The 12,758-nt window shown below is 66.2% G+C and carries 11 protein-coding genes; 6 read left to right on the top strand and 5 right to left on the bottom strand.

What is annotated here, in order from left to right:
* Window positions 1-6: 6 nt before the first annotated feature.
* Window positions 7-1,452, top strand: a complete 1,446-nt coding sequence (locus QFZ23_RS06285) for an SLC13 family permease (RefSeq protein ID WP_306921365.1) — start codon at window positions 7-9, stop codon at window positions 1,450-1,452.
* 304 nt (window positions 1,453-1,756) lie between these two features.
* Here the strand turns inward: QFZ23_RS06285 and QFZ23_RS06280 are convergent, their stop codons facing one another.
* A complete protein-coding gene (locus QFZ23_RS06280) occupies window positions 1,757-2,254 on the bottom strand; it encodes a MarR family winged helix-turn-helix transcriptional regulator (RefSeq protein ID WP_306921363.1) in 498 nt (165 codons plus the stop codon).
* Between the two features lie 119 nt (window positions 2,255-2,373).
* On the opposite strand from QFZ23_RS06280, the gene QFZ23_RS06275 reads away from it, so the two are divergent.
* A complete protein-coding gene (locus tag QFZ23_RS06275; protein ID WP_306921361.1) occupies window positions 2,374-3,105 on the top strand; it encodes a hypothetical protein in 732 nt (243 codons plus the stop codon).
* A 134-nt stretch (window positions 3,106-3,239) separates the two neighbouring features.
* Here QFZ23_RS06275 and QFZ23_RS06270 read toward each other — a convergent pair whose 3' ends face one another.
* Entirely contained in the window at window positions 3,240-3,809 is a 570-nt protein-coding gene (locus QFZ23_RS06270; RefSeq protein ID WP_306921359.1) for a TetR/AcrR family transcriptional regulator, read from the bottom strand.
* 160 nt (window positions 3,810-3,969) lie between these two features.
* Here QFZ23_RS06270 and QFZ23_RS06265 point away from each other — a divergent pair, with 160 nt between their 5' ends.
* The 4 genes from QFZ23_RS06265 to QFZ23_RS06250 all read left to right on the top strand — a co-directional run bounded on the left by QFZ23_RS06265 (window position 3,970) and on the right by QFZ23_RS06250 (window position 8,402).
* Complete coding sequence (locus QFZ23_RS06265) at window positions 3,970-4,902, top strand: transporter (protein ID WP_306921358.1); 933 nt, start codon at window positions 3,970-3,972, stop codon at window positions 4,900-4,902.
* Window positions 4,903-5,036: 134 nt separating this feature from the next.
* Complete coding sequence (locus tag QFZ23_RS06260) at window positions 5,037-5,534, top strand: DinB family protein (RefSeq protein WP_306921357.1); 498 nt, start codon at window positions 5,037-5,039, stop codon at window positions 5,532-5,534.
* Window positions 5,535-5,886: 352 nt separating this feature from the next.
* Window positions 5,887-6,738, top strand: coding sequence for a fumarylacetoacetate hydrolase family protein (locus QFZ23_RS06255; RefSeq protein ID WP_306921356.1), 852 nt, complete (start codon window positions 5,887-5,889; stop codon window positions 6,736-6,738).
* A gap of 56 nt (window positions 6,739-6,794) precedes the next feature.
* Entirely contained in the window at window positions 6,795-8,402 is a 1,608-nt protein-coding gene (locus tag QFZ23_RS06250; RefSeq protein WP_306921354.1) for an FAD-dependent monooxygenase, read from the top strand.
* Window positions 8,403-8,613: 211 nt separating this feature from the next.
* Here the strand turns inward: QFZ23_RS06250 and QFZ23_RS06245 are convergent, their stop codons facing one another.
* Genes QFZ23_RS06245 through QFZ23_RS06235 form a run of 3 tightly spaced genes read right to left on the bottom strand, consistent with a single transcriptional unit; the run spans window position 8,614 to window position 12,724 of the window.
* A complete protein-coding gene (locus QFZ23_RS06245) occupies window positions 8,614-9,765 on the bottom strand; it encodes a flavin reductase (RefSeq protein WP_306921352.1) in 1,152 nt (383 codons plus the stop codon).
* Window positions 9,762-11,216 carry an MmgE/PrpD family protein gene (locus tag QFZ23_RS06240; RefSeq protein WP_306921349.1) on the bottom strand — a complete coding sequence of 485 codons (1,455 nt, stop codon included), beginning with the start codon at window positions 11,214-11,216 and terminating at the stop codon, window positions 9,762-9,764. The genes QFZ23_RS06245 and QFZ23_RS06240 overlap by 4 nt, the downstream gene beginning before the upstream one ends.
* An 8-nt stretch (window positions 11,217-11,224) precedes the next feature.
* Window positions 11,225-12,724: a 4-hydroxyphenylacetate 3-hydroxylase N-terminal domain-containing protein gene (locus tag QFZ23_RS06235; RefSeq protein WP_306921347.1), complete on the bottom strand. Its 1,500-nt coding sequence runs from the start codon at window positions 12,722-12,724 to the stop codon at window positions 11,225-11,227.
* Window positions 12,725-12,758: the final 34 nt, after the last annotated feature.

Genomic DNA, 12,758 nt, shown 5'->3' with positions numbered 1-12,758 from the left:
AGCATCATGACTAAAACGGAAGAACAAACAGCACTCCTGGACAGCGGCACCCGCGAGGACCGCCCCCAGCGTCCCAACCGTCGCCGCCGTATCCTGCTGATGACGGTAGTCGCCACCGCTATTCTGGGTCTGGCCGCCCTCCTGTTCGGGGGTGTCATGTTCAACCCCGCGGCCGCCTCGGAATCGGAGCCGACCATGACAGCCACCCAGATCATCCCGCTCGTCATCCTCGTCGTGATGTTCGTCGTCGCCACCAAATGGCCGCTGAACATCGGCGTGATGGGGCTGGTTGCCTCCTTCGGCGTCGGCTACTTCATGCTCGGAATGAGCGACAAGGAGATCCTTGAGGAGTTCCCGGCCAGCGTCGTCCTGACCATCATCGGCGTCACCTACTTCTTCAGCATGGCCCAGCGAAACGGGTCCATCGACATCATCGTCCAGACCTGCGTCCGCCTGGTCAGGGGCAAGACGATGCTCCTGCCGTGGGTGTTCTTCCTCCTGGCTGCCGCACTGACGGCACTGGGCACCTTCTCCCCCGCCGCCGTCGCACTGCTGGCACCGGCAGCCCTCGGACTCGCCTACGAGTCACGCATCCACCCTGTCCTCATGGGCGCCTTCGTCATCAACGGAGCCCACGCCGGCGGCTTCTCCCCGCTGTCCGTCGCCGGTGTACTGGTGCACGACATCTCCGTGAAAAACGGCTTCCCCATCTCCCAGGGCGCACTGTTCACGGCCAGCTTTGCACTCAACCTCATCCTTTCGGCCCTGACCATCGTGCTGTTCGCCCTCCTCGGCAAGCTGCGCGACAAGCACGCCAACGAATACGCAGGCCTCGACACACCCCGCAACGGCCGTCCGCGCGGCCAGCAGATCTTCACGCTGGCACTGATCGCTGTGATTCTGGTGTGCACCCTCGGCTTCCACATGCCCATTGGGTTCGTCGCCCTCTCCGCCGGCCTCCTCCTGGCCTTCGTGAACATCAAGGAACACAAAACCTTCATCGGCGGCATCTCCTGGTCCACAGTCCTTCTCGTGGCCGGCATGATCACCTACGTCTCCCTGCTCCAGCACGTCGGCGTCATCGATACCCTCGCCGAACAGGCCCTCGCACTGGGCGCCCCGCTCCTGATCGCCCTCGTCCTCTGCTACGTCATCGGCGTCGGATCCGCCTTCGCCTCCTCCACCGCACTGCTGACCGCATTCATCCCGATGGCCGGCCCGCTGCTGGCCACCAGTTCGCTGAGCGCCTCCGGAACCGTCGCGGCACTCGCCATCGCGGCAACCGTGGTGGACGTCTCCCCCTTCTCCACCGACGGCGCCCTCGTCGTCGCCAACGCACGGGACAACGACCGCCAGCGCGTCTACAAGCAGCTCATGCTGTACGCCGGCGGCGTGGTCCTGGCGGCTCCGGCACTGGCCTGGGCCCTGCTGGTACCCACCGGCATCATGTGACCAACCCCCGGATGGAACACACAAGGGTTGCTGCCCGTCGGTGACCACCGGCAGGCAGGACTGCCGGATTCACATCCGGCAAGCGGACGGAACGGCCCTGCACTCCATCGCAACAGGTAGCCCGAAAGCCGGGCGCAGGAATGAACCCGTACGCACCACAGGCAGGGCGGCTCAGCCGCCCTGCCTTTTGGCGTGCCAGAAAGCGACGCCCCAGCCCGGCTGCCGCCGTCGTCAACTCAAGAGCACAGCTAAAAAGCACGACTGCGGGTTAAAAGCACGACGCGGACCGGCCCCGAGCGCACGGTCAGGCTTTCCGCCCGACGCCGCGTCCGCCGTCGCGCGCTGAATCGCGGTGGAGGTCGCGGTCCAGCCCGTGGCCGTCGGCGAGCTGCGCGAGCAGGAGGTCAAGCTGCGCCACCTGTTCACCGGAGAGCGGCGCCAGAAGCTCCGCTTCATGCTGTTCGGCGATCCCGCGCAACTCACGCAGCACCCGCTGGCCCGCATCGGTGAGGTGGAGTTCGTAGTTCCGCCGGTCGGTGCTGCTTCGGACCCGTTCCACCAGGCCGCGTTCCTGGAGGGAGTCGATGAGGGAAACCACCCGGCTGGGGACGGCACCCAGCCTGTCCGCGAGGGAACGCTGGCTCAGTCCGGGCGCGCGGCCAAGCAGGCGGATGACACCGGCGTCGCTCGGCGTGAGGCCGATCTCGCGCGTGCGGTCCGCAAAACGTGACGACGCCACGGCGCCCAGCTGTGACAGGAGGAATGCTGTCCGTTTCGACCGGCCGGGCTGGGGTGAGCTCATGCATCAAGAATACATCCTTGACAGAATGATTCTATGGGTGAACCATTTTACTGATGATGCAAGTACGGTCCGGCCGTGGGCCGGGCCGGAGCAGACGATCCAGAGCAGAAGGTGCAGCCATGAGCAACCGTTCAATTCCGAATGAACCGCACCATGCCCGTTCGGGCGGCCCCCACCCAGGGGTTCTTGCCATTGTCAGCCTGGGCATTTTCCTTGCCGGCCTCATCACATCCGCGATACTCACGGGCGGCCAGACGTTCGTTTCGCCGTTCGCGCCCGCCGATCAGGTGGCCGCGTTCTTCCAGCAGAACATTGCCGCTGCGAGAGTGGGCGGCATGCTCCAATTCGGCTCCGCTGTGCCGCTGGGGATCTACGCGGCCACCGTCTACGCCAGGCAGCTTCGCCTCGGGGTGCGCGTACCCGGGCCGGCAATCGGCTTCTTCGGCGGCATCAGCGCAGCCATCTTCCTCATGTTCTCGGGTTCCGTGACCTGGCTGCTGGGCCGGCCCGAGATCACCACCGACGCCACGCTCACGCACGCGCTCTCCTTCCTCGCGTTCATCACGGGAGGCGTCGGCTACGTCGTCGGACTCGGCTTGCTCGTGGCGGGGATCGCCGTCCCGTCGCTGATCCTGCGTTTCATGCCGCGATGGCTGGCTTGGACCGGCCTCGTCATCGCCGCCCTGTCCGAACTGAGCTTCCTGTCGATGGCAGTCGAGCCGCTTCAGTTCCTCCTGCCGGTCGGCCGCTTCGGCGGGCTCCTCTGGCTGATCGCCGCCGGCTTCCTGCTGCCACGCAACCGCGCCGCAGCGAACGAAGAGCCGCGGACGGCAGGCACGGCAAGGCGATGACGACGGCGGAACGCGGCTTGGCGGCGGGCGGCCCCCCGATATCCGGCAAGGTCGCGCTCGCCACCGGAGCGAGCCGGGGTATCGGCGCCGCTACTACGCCTGCCTGACTCCAGCGGTGGCGGCCCTGCTGGGCGTCACAGCCCGTCGACGATGCCGTCGATGACGGCGCGGAACCTCTCGGGCGCCCCGCCTGCCTTGACGAGGACGCTCAGCCCGATCACGGAGGCAAGTAGTTGGCTGGCGGCAGTATCGGCAGCCTGATCGACGCCGAATTCTCCAGACTCTTGCCCCTGCGCGATAGCTTTCCGAAACAAAGCTTCGATCTGCGTGAAGAGGTAGTCCGCGATGCGGTTCACCTCGTCGTCGGCGGTGCCCAGCTCCGCGGCAGCGTTGACCATGACACAGCCCCGCCGGTGCTCGCCCACGCCGGCAAGGACGGTCATGGCCTCTTTGAGCCGCGGCCGAACAGGCCCAGGCGCCGAGAACATGTCCCTCAAGAACTCGAGTCGCGTCTCGCTGTAGCGCCCAAGGGCACGCATGAACAGCGCGTGCTTGCTCTCAAAAGTGTTGTAGAGGCTGCCTTTGCCGATCCCCAGCTCACTGGCCAACTCCTGCGGCGTCGTGCCGGCGTACCCCTGACGCCAGAACAGGTCCATCGCCCTGTCGACGGCCTCAGCAGCCTCGAACTGCATCGGTCTACCCATGGGAAAAGCCTAACCTGCATGATATTGTACTTCAAGGTCAAAAACCCGCCCGAGCAATCGTTGGGGTCCTCCTCCCCCTGTCAGAAATGGGATTCCTTTGTCCACTCAACTACCGCTGGCGCCTGCCGCCGCTCCAACGTCCGGGCGCGCCCGTGTCCCGTTGAACACACTCGCCATCCCCCTGGGCTTGGCCGGACTGGCCCAGGTCTGGTCCCTGGCGACGTCCGCGCTCGGACTCCCGTTCGAGCTCGGGCAAGCGTTCTGGCTGGTCGCTGCGGTCGCCTGGATCTGGACCGTCGCGGTGCACGTGCATCGCGGGACGCGCACCAATCAGTCGTTCACTCATCAGCTCACGCATTTCGCCCAGGGCCCGCTGGCGGCCTTGCTTCCCCTCGCCGCGATGCTGCTGGGAGCGGACCTCCACCGCACGGCCCCGCTTGCCGGAACCGTGCTGACGTTGATCTCCATGGCCGCCGCAGCCGCGTTCGCCACGTGGATTCTGAGCTTCTGGATGCGCGGGGACCTGCCGCTTGAATCCGTTCACGGTGGCTACTTCCTGCCCATCAGCGCGGCCGGCCTGGTCGGTGCACTCGCCGCGGCGCAGACGGGGCTTGACTGGCTGGCCGTCGGGAGCTTCGCGGTGGGCATCGTCTTCTGGCTGGTGATCTCCGTGTTCTTCTTCCTCCGGCTCGCGCTCCGTCCAGCCATGCCAGCACCGCTCGTCCCGACACTCGCGATCCTGGTCGCTCCCCCGGCCGTCGCGTCAGCGGCGTGGCTCACGATCTCCGGCGGCCGACCCGACCATGTGTTCGAGGGGTTGACGGCGATGACAGTGTTCATGGTGCTGATCCAGGTGATGCTGTTGCCGCGCTACCGTGCACTGCCGTTCTCGCTCGGCTTCTGGTCATTCACCTTCCCTGCGGCGAGCGTCGCTGCACTCGCGATCACGTGGGCACACCTGCTCCAACCGGCTGCCTGGCAGGCCATCACAGTTGGAGTGCTCGCCGCCGCCACGCTCCTCGTCGTGGTGATCGCGGCGAAGTCGATCCGCCAACTCTTCGCCACTACCCGCGCGGCGAGGCGGCAGATGTAGGGCATTGGACGGCGACCTTTCCGGCGCCGTGGATGTCTCCCGGAAGCACGTGGACATCCGGGTGTGGGGCCTCAAGTGTCCGTTCGCGCTCTCAGTCCGTTGCCGCCGCGCCGCCCCCTTGGCATACTGCGTGCATGCCATCGCTTCCCGCCACGTTCGCCGAGGACGTCATCCACCAGCCGGTGCGGACCCAATTCGATGCCTTCCTCGATGAGCACCGCAGCAGGCTCAGTGCCTGCCTTGACGGCCTGACAGAGGAACAGGCACGCCGCTCTTTGGTGCCCTCCCGGACCACGCTGCTGGGGCTGGTCAAGCACGCGACCTTCGTGGAAAAGGTCTGGTTCGATGAAGCCATCACCTGCCGTTCCCGCGCAGACATCGGCATCCCGACCACCCCCGACGAATCATTCATCCTTGAGGACCAGGACACTATCGCCAGCATCCAGGCCGCCCACCGTGACGCCTGCGAGGCATCGCGCCGGGCGGCATCCGCCCTGCACCTTGACGACATAGTCAGCGGCAACCGCCGGGGCCCGCTGCCGCTGCGCTGGGTGTACCTGCACATGCTGCGCGAACTCGCCCAGCACTGCGGGCACGCGGACATCCTCCGCGAACAGATCCTCAGGGACTGAGATCATCACCGCAGGACATAACAACAAGACAGCCCGCCCCGTCGCCTTCCGATAGGGAGAGTCCGTAAACGAACGGGCACTCTGCGAAATGCTCAGGTGGTCATCGCCAACAACAGTGCCGGTGACTGGCGCGGGATCAAGGGAAGCCCGGTAGCCGTCCGGCCACTCCGGACCACCCCTCCCCCGCTGGCGCCCAGGCATAAGCATGCCATCCACTCCTAGCCAGATTGCGTAAAAGCAAGATAATGTATTCTTTGTCAAAGGATGCATATCTTCATGCCCGGCAAGCGGCCGGCAGGACAAATTGCATCAACCTCCCGGGCGCGCCGCCGCCGCGAAAGGAACCACCATCATGAACTACGCAAGCTTCGTATCCGCAGACGGCTCCCCCACCTGGGGCATCATCGCCGACGGAAGGGCCTACGATCTGGGACCCAGCGGAGCCAACCTTGCCCGCACCCTCCGCGCCGCCGTCGAGCAGGGCATCTTCGGCACCCTCGGTGAAGAGTTCCGCAGCGCCCCTTCCCGCGAAGAGGCGGACATCGAGTTCCTGCCCGCTGTCACTGATCCGGGCAAGATCATCTGCATCGGCGTGAACTACCGCAGCCACCAGGAAGAATCCGGCAAGACGGAGCAGAAGGCCCCCACGGTCTTCACCCGCTTCGCGGACTCCCAGATGGGCCACCTGCAGCCGGCCCAGATGCCGGCCACCACCACCAAGTTCGACTACGAAGGTGAAATGGCCCTGGTCATCGGCAAGGAAGCCTTCCATGTCGCAGAAGAGGATGCCTTTGATTACGTTGCCGGCTACGCCGCCTACAACGATCTCAGCGTCCGCGACTGGCAGCTTGCTGCCACCCAGTGGATCCCCGGCAAGAACTTCCCCGGCACCGGCGGCTTCGGCCCTTACCTCGTGCCGGCCGCCGACCTGGGCGACGTCAACGGGCTCACCCTGGAAACCCGCGTCAACGGTGACATCCGGCAGAAGGCCTCCGTGGCCGACCTGTACTTCACCATTCCGCAGCTGATCGCCTACGTCTCCGGCTTCACCAGGCTCTCCCCGGGTGACGTGATCGTCACCGGCACCCCAGGCGGCGTGGGCCTGTTCATGGAGCCGTCCGGCCTGCTCTCCGAAGGGGACGTCGTCGAGGTGGAAATCACCGGCCTGGGCACCCTGAAAAACACGGTGGAGCTGGTGTCCTGACCGGGACCCTGTTCCCGCCGCCCCCGACTCATCCTAGGAACGGAACTTTGATCGGCATGGACAAAATCATTGAAACCGACGTACTGGTCATCGGGGCTGGCCCCATTGGCCTGGCTGCGGCGAACCTGCTGGCGGACCAGGGCGTGCACGTGATGCTCGTTGAACGCCATGCCGGTACCAGTGACGAACCGCGGGCCATCAGCGTCACCGATGAAACGCTGCGCGTCATGCAGCAGATCGGCATTCTGGACCGGCTCGCGCCGGAGATGCTCATGGACACCGGCGCGCGCTACTTCGGCCGGAAGGAACAACTGCTGGCCGAGGTCCACCCGGCCAGTCCCCGGCTGGGCCAGCCCGGGAAGTCGCAGTTCGACCAGCCCGTCATGGAATCACTGCTGCTCGAGGCCGCCCGGAGCCGTCCGCTGATCGACGTCCGCTTCAACACCGAAGCGTTCCGCATCACGGACGGTCCGGGGCATGCGGACACAGTACTGGTCGATCAGGACGGCAAGCACACCGTCCGCTCCAAATGGGTGGTGGCGTGCGACGGCGGCCGCAGCCCGGTCCGCTCCCAACTCGGCATCCCGATGGAAGGTTCCACGCAGGTCCAGAAGTGGATCGTGGTGGACATCATCAACACGCCGGGTGAACCGGAACGGTTCTCCGAGTTTCACTGCAACGGGACCCGTCCCGTCGTCGTGGTTCCCGGAGTCCACGGCCGCCGCCGCTACGAGTTCATGCTCCTCCCCGGCGAGGAGGCCGGAGCGGTGACGTCTTCGGACGCCATCATCAAGCTCATCGCGCCGTTCCAGACGATTGCGGCTGAGGACATCCGCCGCGCGGCCGTCTACGTGGCCCACCAGCGCGTGGCATTGAACTACCGCTTGGGGCACGTCCTCCTCGCCGGGGACGCCGCCCACATGATGCCTCCGTTCGCCGGGCAGGCGCTCAACGCCGGGATCCGTGACGTCGCCAACCTTGCCTGGAAGGTCGCTGCAAACATCCAGGGCACCGGAACCGAGGCCCTGGTGGACACCTACCAGTCGGAGCGGCGTCCGCACGCGGTGGACATGGTGCGCCTCTCGCATCGGATCGGCAACGTCGTGATGAACGTCAACCCGGTGCTGACCGCCATCCGTGACGCGGTCATCACCGCGTCCGGCATCGTTCCCGCCGCCAAGGGCTGGCTCGCAGGCATGAAGTTCCTCAAGCAGCCGCACTTCACCGACGGCTGCGTGGCGGACCTGGGCAGTGCAGGTTCCAGGTGGGCAGCCGCGCTGGTGGGCCGCTCCGTTTCCCAGCCGCAGGTCGCGCTGTCCACCGGCGACGCCGTCCCGCTGGACACCGTCCTCGGTACGGGCTGGGCACTGCTGCACTTCCCCTACGATCGCCGCGCACCCCTTGAGGTCCGGCGGCTGGGCACCGTGGAGAACGACGACGGCACGCACCTCGCGGTGACAGGCGTCACGGCCGTCACGGACACCAGCGGCGCGTTCGCGGCTGTCGCCGGGAGCGGTACGACCCTCGTGGTGCGGCCAGACCGCTATGTAGCAGCAGCCACCACCCCCGACACCGAGCAGGCGGCGTTCGAAGCGCTGGCCGCGTACGTACCGCAGCTGGCCCGCCTGCGGCACGCCGCAGCTGGGATGCCGGCCATACGCTGACAGACCACGGGAAGGAAGCGGGGAGGCCGAGCGGCCTCCCCGCTCTTTTTGCTGTCTGCATGCCCACTAAGCAGCAGCTCATGGCGTTCCCAGCGCTGAGAACGGCCTGAGCTGCTACCTAGTTGGGAAAGGCGCGAACGACGGCGGGGCCGCACCCACCGGGATCGGAATCCCTGGGTGCGGCCCCGCCGTCGCGGTTTGAAGCCGTTGCTTAGACCTCGCCGCCGTGCCGCTCGATGACGTCGCTTGCCAGCTGCTTGCCGAAGGAGGTGTGCAGGCGGAGGGCCTCGGCCGCCCGCTCGTGGTCACGGTCCTTCAGTGCCGCCGTGAGCTCGACGATGTGGCTGTGGTCCATCTTCCGGGCCCACTCTTCGCTGTTAAGGGCCTCGCGCCAGACCGTGCCGATGCCCAGGCGGCGGAACGCATCAGTGAGCTGGGCGGAGCCTGCCACGCTGACGAGCCGATTGTGGTACTTCGCGTTCGTCTTGAGGAAGGTGTCCAGCGCTTCCTTGCCACCCTGGCGCAGCACGGCAAGCTCCTCGGTGAGGCGGCTCAGTTCCGCCAGGTCCTCGTCGGAGAACTTGTTGAAGTGGCTGGCGAGGACGCCGAGTTCGATCGTGAGGCGGCCATCATAGACGCTGTCCGTCAGCTGGCGGGTGATGGGAGCGGGCAGGAATTCCCCCCTGTCCCCCCGGGTGACCAGAGATTCGGCCGTCAGCTTCACCAGGGCATTGTGAACGTTGTGCGGATCGGACTTGGATTGGGCTGCGATCTCCACCGGATCCAGCGCGGAATGCAGCGGGGTGCGGCGTAACAGCACCCAGTCCCGCACTGCATCGTAGGCCGCGAGCTCCTTGACCCTTTCCAGCCGGCCGAATGCACCGCGGAAGTAGGCCAGCGGCTCACCCGTGCTGGCCTTGGCGTCCGTGACCTCGCCGAGGAATACGGTGTGCGTCCCGCCGGTGGGGGTTTCCGCGATGCGGCAGACGATGGTGGCAAGGGCGCCGTCCAGCATGGGAACGCCCTCCGACGACAGGGTGACAGAGACGCCGTCGAACTTGTCTCCGCCCTTGCGTCCGAACTTCATGGCGAGGTCGCTCTGGTCCTCGGCCAAGATGTTGATACCGAAGATTCCGGCCTTCAGCACGGCGTCGTGCGTGGAGCTGGAGCGGTTAAGGCAGGCGAGCATCATGGGAGGCTCCATGGACAGCGACGACACTGCCGACGCCGTCGTGCCGTAAAACGCGCCGTCCACGACGGTGGTGATCACCGTGACGCCGCTCGCGAAGTGGCCCACAACGTGACGGAAAACAGCGGGATCGACGGCGATCTCCGCGGCGGGAACAACCTGATGTGCATTCACTTGATCCTCCTGGGATGTATTGCTGAAAAATGTGGTGTGAAGAGTCTGATGAGAGGTGACAGGCTGTCCAGTTCCTCAAGGTGCTGGACGAGTTTTACCGCTTCCTCGGCATTCCTGCGCGGGGTCCTGCCGCCAAACTCGGCGTTGGCGTAGTACTTCTCCAAGATCTCCGCCTCGCTCATCGGATTGGCGAAGATGTCTCCCTTGGGCACGTCCGTCCTGGCCCTGAGCACCGAACCATCCCGGAGCCGCAGCTCCACCTCGGCGGTCAGCGATTCCGCGGGCGGCAGCGAATCAACCAGCCGGATCTTGTCCAGCAGCCGCTGCAGGCGCGGGTCCTGCATGTGCTCAAGCGTGAGGTGTTCCGGCCGGACCGTCCTGTACATCAGGGCCGTGGCGGCTGTGAAGCGGATGCTGAAGGCACCCGACACCTCCGGGCACTCGCCGATCGCGAAGGGCTGGCCCACGAAACCGTTCAGAGTTCGCGGCGTCACGTGGATAAGAACCTCCTCGATCTCGTCCTCGTTGAACCTGTTCTCCGTTCCCAGCCGCACGCAGGCGTCCAGGGAGGGGTGGCTGGCCCGGCACGAGGACCACGGCTTGATCACGCAGTCCGCATAGAATGCCTCGCCGAGGCGGCGGGTCACCTTCTCCGGCGCCGGCGATGAACAGTACATGTCAAGGAAACCGTGCGGACCGCCGATGGCGTCCGCCGGCCCTGTGAAGCCCGACTGGGCAAGCTCCGCGGACACGATCGCGTTGCGGGCGGCGAACGCCATGGGCAGTTTGAAGGCCAGGGTCTGGTCGAAGATGTTGGCCACGGTTCCGGACAGCTGGTTCACCGCGATGCCCAGCGCGTTCCGGACCTGGTACGCGCCGAGCCCCATCAGTTTGGCGGCAACGGCGGTGCCGCCGAGGCCGTTGACGGTGCCGGTGTTGTCCTGCCCGCTGTAGACGTCAAAGCCAGACGCCGCGGCGAGTCGCGCGGTGAGGTCGTCCCCGAGAATCAGGGCGGTGAGCAGGTCCTTCCCTGAGGAGCGCTGCTGCTCGGCCACGGCCAGGGCCACCGGAACGGTGGTTCCGCTGATGTGGGCCGCGGTTTGCGTCTGGTCCTCGTATTCCGCGCCGATCGGCTCGAAGTCGTAGGACCGCATCATGACCGCGTTGACCATCGCCGCGTTGTGCGCCGGCAGCCTGGTGCCGTGGACCAGGACCCGGGATTCCGGAGCCCCGCCCCAGCGGCGGGCCAGGCGCAGCAGCGCATCGTTGCCCTGAGCGCGGTGGCCTGCGGCGATGTTGCCCAGCGCGTCGATGATCCGGACCTTAGCCCGAGCGACGCTGACGGCGTCCAAGTTTTCGAAGCCGGTGCCGGCGACATGCCGGGCCACAGTGCCCGTCATGTTGTCCAGGCTATTGTCGAGGCCTGCTGCCTCAGCGGTCTCCGCGGTCATTGCGGGACCTAGCTTCCGGCCCCGACGGCGATTCGGTCACCGGCAGCGACACCGTCCGACGCTGCAGGGGTGCCGTCAATTTCCTCGAACATGGCCTGGTAAGCACCGGTTTCCCCGGCTGCCTGGGCCTTGCGGTGGTCGAGGGCGCGGGCACGGCCGATGCTGCCGAGGTAGAAGCGCTCGTAGAGCTCGATCCGGCTGCCCAGTGCCGAGCCGGCGAAGTCCCAGGCGGTGCGCATGATGCGGGCGCGCTCCTGTGCGCTGATACCGTTGGCGCCCGGCAGGTACTTCGTCAACAGCGGGCCCAGGCGCGGATCGTTGAAGGCACCGCCCGTGGGAGTTGCCAGCAGGTTGTGCGAGCCCATGGACTTGATGATCTCGTTAATCCGGATCATCCAGCCGGGCATGATGGCCCGCAGAGAGCTGATGTCGTCGTGGCAGAAAAATGCTCCGCCGCCCCAGTCCGAGGCCCGCAATTCCGCTGAGTGAATTGCCGCCCGGGTGAGGCGCAGGTAGGTGTAGATTTCGCCGAGCATCGCACCCACGTCGGGCTTGTTCTCGGTGCCAGTCACCTTGGCGATCTGCGTGCACAGGTCGTAGGCGAACTCCAGCTTCACGGCGGCGCGGATGGCGGTCTGCTGCTGGGTGTTGCCGGAGGCCGTGCCGGCGTTGATGGAGTTGTAGACGTCCAGGTTGCCGTCGATGAACACGCGGTCCCAGGGCACCAGCACCTCATCGAAAATAATGACGGCGTCCTGCTCATCGAAGCGGGCGGAGAACGGCCTGTCCGCAACGTCGGCGTCCACCCCGTAGTGGTCGCGGCAGATGGCGACAACGCCCGGGGTGGCCACCGGTATAGCGAAGGAAATTGCGTATTCCTCGTAGCCCTTCTGGATCGGCACCGCCGGGTAGACGTACAGCTCATCGGCGATCGGCCCGAGGGTGGCGAGCATCTTCGCGCCCCTGACGATCAGGCCCTGCTCGGTCCGCTCCACGACGCGCAGGGTGAGCTCCTCATTCATGCCCTGCAGCTCGCCCACGCTCTTGTCGATCGCGGCATGCACGATGGTGTGGGTTAGCGCGAGGTCCTTCTCGATCACTTCGCGGTGGTACGCCGCCAGGCGCTGGTGGTACACCGGGTCCCCGGAGCGGTCGAAGATGTCCTGGCGGGACACGTGCCCAGCCAGGACCACATTGACGTAGTCCGGCGTGCGGCCCAGCATGCCGTTGGAGTAGCGGGCCAGCCGGTCGAAGGCGCGGTGCCGGCGGGCGATGTCCTCCGCGTTCCTGGGGAGCGAGTGGCTCACGTTCATGGCTTCACCGGTCTCCGGGTGCGTGGTCAGGCAATCCGCCGCGTACTTGTGCTGGTAGTCGAAGTAGCCGGCCATGCCTTCGACGGAGCCCTTGAAGGCCGGGTGCTCAAGGACGGAGATGCGCTCCGATCCCAGCCACACCTCGCGGCCGTCGTCCAGGCCCCGCTTGTACTCTGCTCCGGTGCGTGCAGTCACTGTGATCTCCTTCTCAGCCTGATCCAGCGCTTGG

Source organism: Arthrobacter globiformis, assembly GCF_030818015.1.
GTDB lineage: Bacteria > Actinomycetota > Actinomycetes > Actinomycetales > Micrococcaceae > Arthrobacter > Arthrobacter globiformis_C.
This window is presented reverse-complemented; position numbering and strand designations above follow the sequence as displayed.

Coding starts and splice junctions, on each gene's coding strand:
- QFZ23_RS06285 (WP_306921365.1), top strand. CDS start 7: ATGACTAAAACGGAAGAACAAACAGCACTCCTGGACAGCGGCACCCGC.
- QFZ23_RS06280 (WP_306921363.1), bottom strand. CDS start 2,254: ATGAGCTCACCCCAGCCCGGCCGGTCGAAACGGACAGCATTCCTCCTG.
- QFZ23_RS06275 (WP_306921361.1), top strand. CDS start 2,374: ATGAGCAACCGTTCAATTCCGAATGAACCGCACCATGCCCGTTCGGGC.
- QFZ23_RS06270 (WP_306921359.1), bottom strand. CDS start 3,809: ATGGGTAGACCGATGCAGTTCGAGGCTGCTGAGGCCGTCGACAGGGCG.
- QFZ23_RS06260 (WP_306921357.1), top strand. CDS start 5,037: ATGCCATCGCTTCCCGCCACGTTCGCCGAGGACGTCATCCACCAGCCG.
- QFZ23_RS06255 (WP_306921356.1), top strand. CDS start 5,887: ATGAACTACGCAAGCTTCGTATCCGCAGACGGCTCCCCCACCTGGGGC.
- QFZ23_RS06250 (WP_306921354.1), top strand. CDS start 6,795: ATGGACAAAATCATTGAAACCGACGTACTGGTCATCGGGGCTGGCCCC.
- QFZ23_RS06240 (WP_306921349.1), bottom strand. CDS start 11,216: ATGACCGCGGAGACCGCTGAGGCAGCAGGCCTCGACAATAGCCTGGAC.